At 54.0% G+C, this 5,349-nt stretch carries 4 protein-coding genes; 3 read left to right on the forward strand and 1 reads right to left on the reverse strand.

Features of this window, described 5'->3' with window-relative positions; translation table 11 throughout:
• The first annotated feature begins 166 nt into the window (after positions 1-166).
• Positions 167-1,096 carry a FixH family protein gene (locus VKV29_RS08545; RefSeq protein ID WP_324200887.1) on the forward strand — a complete coding sequence of 310 codons (930 nt, stop codon included), beginning with the start codon at positions 167-169 and terminating at the stop codon, positions 1,094-1,096.
• Positions 1,097-1,384: 288 nt separating this feature from the next.
• Here VKV29_RS08545 and VKV29_RS08550 read toward each other — a convergent pair whose 3' ends face one another.
• Positions 1,385-3,571 (reverse strand): S53 family peptidase, encoded by a 2,187-nt coding sequence (locus VKV29_RS08550; RefSeq protein ID WP_324200888.1) that lies wholly within the window; start codon positions 3,569-3,571, stop codon positions 1,385-1,387.
• Positions 3,572-3,763: 192 nt separating this feature from the next.
• Between VKV29_RS08550 and VKV29_RS08555 the strand changes: the two genes are divergently transcribed.
• Complete coding sequence (locus tag VKV29_RS08555; protein ID WP_324200889.1) at positions 3,764-4,402, forward strand: sigma-70 family RNA polymerase sigma factor; 639 nt, start codon at positions 3,764-3,766, stop codon at positions 4,400-4,402.
• 81 nt (positions 4,403-4,483) lie between these two features.
• On the forward strand, positions 4,484-5,080 hold the full coding sequence (locus VKV29_RS08560; protein WP_324200890.1) for a zf-HC2 domain-containing protein: 597 nt from the start codon (positions 4,484-4,486) through the stop codon (positions 5,078-5,080).
• The last annotated feature ends 269 nt before the right edge of the window (positions 5,081-5,349 follow it).

Raw genomic sequence — 5,349 nt, forward strand, 5'->3', positions numbered from 1 at the left:
AGGCGCTTATGCCTCCGCCGTAGGACAGCCGAAAGATGAAAACCGGTTTGAAATAGGGTTTGTGTTCCATTTCCAAAACATCTTCAATCAACACATCGGCCCTCGCCGAACCCTTCAGAATCTACAGCATCAGTACATCCCGGAATAGAAGAGAGGATAAACAACCATGAAGCCACAGACTTGGAAAATACAAAGCGTTCTCCTAACGACTTTAGTTACGCTAAATATGCTTGCAACAGCGGCGCTAGCCCAAACCACCGATAAAGAAAGCATGGAAGACATGCCGATACTGCACCCGAAACAGACCTATGTGGTAACGGGGAAGGAGGATTGGAGCGCGCTCACCGGCTTTGGTACAAAGACGGCGGAAATCACCATGATGAACCTCATGATGGTTGGTGGTTCGGGCATGGAGCATATGAGTATGCGGATGGATAAGGGTTCCGGTGCACCCGAAACGGTCTCCCCTTTACCTAGCGGGCTTCAAATTCGAGCTACCATAACTCCTAATCCACCCAAAGTAGGCCAAAACCAGCTCGATCTCTTTATCACCGGCCCCGATGGCAAGCCGCTGAGTGGTCTTAAACTACAGGCCACAGTCGAGATGACCAGCATGGATATGGGAGTGGCACATCCATCCGTAGAAGAGCCAGAACCGGGGCATTATGTGCTAAAACCCACCTTCTCTATGCTTGGCCCGTGGCGTGTGCGAATAAGCGATATCGGCTCTCAAAGCAAATTGCGCAGCGACTTTCTCTTCGACGTCGGTTCAAAGACACCTTGGTCTCAACCGCAACCCTGGCACGTACAGCTAATGCAGCCCCTCGACAAGCCCCAGATTGGGAAAAATACGCTTGTCTTTCGCGTGCTCGATCCGCAAGGCCAACCAATAAAGGGCGCTAAAGTGGATGTCTCTGTAACCATGACGACTATGAACATGGGCACGGCGCATCCAAAGGTCGTCGAGAAAGATGGGGTCTACTCTACCCAAGTCGAGTTCACCATGTTAGGTCCCTGGCGTGTTACGTTGCGCATAACACCGCCTAAAGCAAAACCCTTCGTGCAGAATTTCGATTTCGAGGTAAAGGAAGAGTAGACGGCATCGCCCAAGCAAATTACAAATCGTTTGGAGCGCGGGGCTATACAGGCTTGCGTTTTGTTAAGGGGAAGCTTGCTTGCCCCATGCTTGTCTTGACAACAGGCTCTAGAACAGACAATGTGCTTACTAGCCCCCTGTCTTCCGAATCGGGGGATAGGGGGCGAACAAAGTCGGCTTGCTGGACAATTTATTGGGTAACCTCAAGGCCGACGCCCTTCCCCAAGACGTATAGGGGGCGAATAACAAGGGCATCTCCCGATCGGGAGATGCCCTTCTAACCGTTAACTAATGGACTATCGTCAGACTAAAGTCATCCACCACAAAATTCGTAGGTACATTGGTGGCCTGACGTGCCGTTAGACGTAGCAGAAGCGTCTTTCCTGAAAAAGCGGTGGTGCGGTAGGTGCTCCGAACATACATGTAGCCCGACCGCGCATTGCGGTTGGAGAAGGTCGGCAGCGACCACACGACACGACCGGTATTGGGGTCTATAAACTGCACGGTTAGCGTGTCCACAACCTGGTTTGTATGCTGTTGTGTATCTATGTGCAGGAAGAAAGAGAACACAGGCATGCCGACGATGTAGGTTGGGAAGGTAACCAACTGTTCTAGCGTGTCGGTTTGAGGCTGGGTATGTCCCCCCAACCACGCGTCCCATTGGCCGGAGTGAGGCGGTTCCTGGGGGCTATTGGAGATGATAGATGGACTGGAAACCTGCCACGGCGAGGGGTCGCTTGCGCCCTGTTCGAAGCCCGGATTGCCGATAAGGTTTGAAGGCGTCGGCAGGGGTAAGGAGGGAGACGCCAAATCCGTCAAGAGGTTGGTACCTATCAAGGTACCCAAGCCGGTCGCATCGTCGTAGCCGGGTACGGCCGGATAGTACTTGTTGCTGCCGGTGGTAATATCATGAAAGTCCTGCGCATAGTGGGTTGCGTTTCTTGCGATGGCATAGAGCGCCGGGTTGGCAAAGCCTAGAGGGGGAAGGTGCGCTTGCGCCCGGGCCTCGTTAACCAGCGCAGTAAAAGCCGCCCAGGAGGGAGCACAGGCGCTGGTACCACCCACGTTTATCCACACTCCCTGAAGAAAAGTGGCATAGCCGATGTCGCAGTTCAGAGCCACATCGGGCACGTTACGCATGGTGGTTGAGCCTTTGGAAGCAGCCGAGATAAGCCCTTGTTGGTACGATGGAATAGGCCACAAGGCGCTGATGCCGCCGCCGCTCTTCACCGAAGCGCTTTCGGCACTCCAGGCTCCGCCGGGGCTAACCGTGTAGAGCCGTGTTCCTCCGGTGCCCACCATATAGGGCTGTGCCGCCGGGTCGTCTACGCTTAGCGTGGTGCCATCGTCATAGGCACCATTATCGCCGGAGGCCGCATAGACGGTCTGCCCTTGGGCTGCCATCTGCATAAAGATGGCGTTCTCCGCTTGAATGATGCTCGGCGGCATCTGATCTTCCGGAGCACCCCAGGAGGTGGAGACCTGCTTGGCGAGATTATCGTTGGCGATACGCGCCCAGGTATCTACATAACCCGACGCGGTATTAGGCCCCTCATAAACGATAATCCGTGAGGCACCAGGTGCCAATCCTACCATAAGCTCGATGTCGAATGTCACTTCGATAGCGCCGTTGCCCGGCTTGCCGTCGAAACCGTCTATCAGCACATTCTGCAGAGGCACATTGGGCAAGTGGAAGTAGTTTTCGTAGCCCTGAATGTCCGACGGATTATAGCCATCTAGTTCAAGCAGCCCCAAAGTTTGGCCGGCGCCGGTTTGCGCTGTGGGAAAGCTATAGGCGGTTTTGATGTCTGACGGAGACAGGCCGCCGTTGGGGCCGGTACCACCGTGCGGGGCTACCCCAAGCACATCGTAGCCTTGCGAAAACACATGTGCAAAGGGATGGATATTGGCTGCAGTATCAAGCCCTACCACGCCTACAAGAGGCACCGGTGGCGCTTTTGGGTTGCGGTCGGGAGCGCGAAAGAGGCGGCCATCCGGCCCTATAAACTGAAGCAGATGCAGTCCAAAGGCGCTCTCTACCGTTCGAGCTGGTGCCTCAACATCGAGCAGCAGGCGATTTCTGTGCGTTCCAACCACACGAAAACCTTGAGCCTGCGCCCAGAGAGCCACTTGAGCGTACTCCTGAGGCGTCGGCGCGAACAGCGCGGTGAACTGCTGTGGAGTAAGATAGTGGCCATACAGCGGATCCGATGGGTTATACAATCGCTGGATCAGTTGCTGAAGCTGTTGTTGATGGCGCAATGGCAACACCAGCGCCAGCGAGAGCACCTCATTCGGCTCCGTTTTGGCCACGGGGTGCGAGAGGGCCATAATAGCGGGCAGATGCCCTGGCAGCCGCTGCAAAGGCGTTTGCGCCACCACCTTAGCGGGCACCAGCACAACGGCTACCAAAAGCAATATCCAAGCAAAAACCCCACTTCGTCTACGCACACCACAACGGAAACGGTTAGACATGGAAAACCTCCTCTCAGGAAGCGGCGTCGCGCATGCTCAGGCAAGTGCGAAGTAGACCTGATTTCATTATAACACAGTCTCATAGGTCGTCCCTCATGCCGACAGGCGGAGCGGTCACGCTCTCGAAGATAACAATAGCGGGAACTTCTGCCTTAAAAGAAGCCGTAAGGCAAAGAGGAGGCAGCAAAGAAGATGGATATTGCGAATCTCGTCACCAGTTCGGCTAAGGCACAAAACGATCGTGAAGAGTTCGACCGCCTCGTGCGGCGATGTCATCGGCAAGCCTACAATATCGCATATCGCCTTACAGGCAACCACGCCGATGCCGAAGACCTCACTCAAGAAGCATTTCTCCGTGCCTATCGCTTCTTCGACCGCTATAACCGAGCGATGCCCTTTGAGAACTGGCTCTACCGCATTATGTCGCGTGTATTTATTGACGAGCTTCGCAAAAAACCCAAATGCCATATCCAATCCCTTGACCAGCCTCTCCCCGGTAGCGACAACGACAGCGACATCCTCCTCGAAATCCCCGACCCCGATTCCGATCCACAAACCATCCTCATGAACCAAACCCTCGAAGAAAACCTGCAACTCGCCCTTAACTCGCTTCCTGTTGAGTTTCGCGTGGCCGTTGTGCTTGCAGATATCGAGGGGCTTTCGTACGAGGAGATCGCCCAGAGTATGGGCTGTTCGCTGGGAACCGTTCGTTCGCGATTGCACCGGGGTCGCAAAATGTTGCGCAAGAAACTTAACGTCCTCCCTAAAGAGGATACAGCCGATGCCGACAGCGATTCGTGCACCGGCTTTGGCATAGAGGAAACAGCTTAAAATTTGGTCTGTTGTCCCTTTTCGCAGTCGGTCAACCAACTTTCATAGAGGAAAACTAGAGAGAGATAGGAGAGCCTGAGAGTGATCTGCTATAAAGTGAAATCTCTTCTTTCTGCTTATATTGATGGCGAGCTATCTGAAGACGAGTATCGGTACGTTACCGCGCATCTACAGCGCTGCGCAGCTTGCCGTAAGGAACAGCAAGAGCTTCTTACGACGAAGCGGCTTCTCTCTTCCCTTCGGGTAAAAGCACCACGGTGCGATATTCCCGAGCAGATCGCCCGTCGGTTAGACACTCAAATCGGCCCTTCTGTGGCGCCAAGTTTCAACTGGCAGCAGTTCCTGCGGGAGCTGTTTGCACCGCCACAACTCTCTCCGCGCTTCACGGTTCTCGTCGCCACGCTCTGCCTTCTGCTGGCTTTCCTTGTCTACCGAAAACATCATCAGCCAGCCACCATCCTTTGGCATTCTGGGGGCAATACCATCGCCTCCACGTTTACCAACGATACGCCTACCTCAAGCGACAACGAATCTCCTTCCTATACCTATGTCCCTACCCAGCCGGTTACCTACCAAAACGCCGAGCCTATTCTCCCACTCCATCCGGAAACGCTTCCTTCCTCGTTGTCTATCTTTTACCATCAGCGTTTCCTACCGTTCACTTTCCCTAACCACTAACATCCGTTCCCCATCCTCCATTGGAAGCTCTTCCTTGTGAAGAGCTTCTTTTTTTACCGATTTCTAGGTAAAGATAGAAGCAATTTCGATCTAAAACCGGGCACGGCTTTTAGGAGTAGAGGCGCGACAGGAGCGGGTATAATATGCATCTAATTGCTGCAAGATCACCCTTTTAGGAGAACGCCCTCCATGACATGCGAAGCACGGGTCATTGTCATCACCTCCGGCAAAGGCGGTGTTGGCAAAACCACCACCACGGCCAACATAGG

Source organism: Chthonomonas sp. (assembly GCF_035294165.1).
Taxonomy (GTDB): Bacteria; Armatimonadota; Chthonomonadetes; order Chthonomonadales; family Chthonomonadaceae; genus Chthonomonas.

What these genes read in the sequence shown, in the direction of transcription:
- VKV29_RS08545 (WP_324200887.1), top strand. Translation starts at nt 167, where the DNA reads ATGAAGCCACAGACTTGGAAAATACAAAGCGTTCTCCTAACGACTTTA.
- VKV29_RS08550 (WP_324200888.1), bottom strand. Translation starts at nt 3,571, where the DNA reads ATGTCTAACCGTTTCCGTTGTGGTGTGCGTAGACGAAGTGGGGTTTTT.
- VKV29_RS08555 (WP_324200889.1), top strand. Translation starts at nt 3,764, where the DNA reads ATGGATATTGCGAATCTCGTCACCAGTTCGGCTAAGGCACAAAACGAT.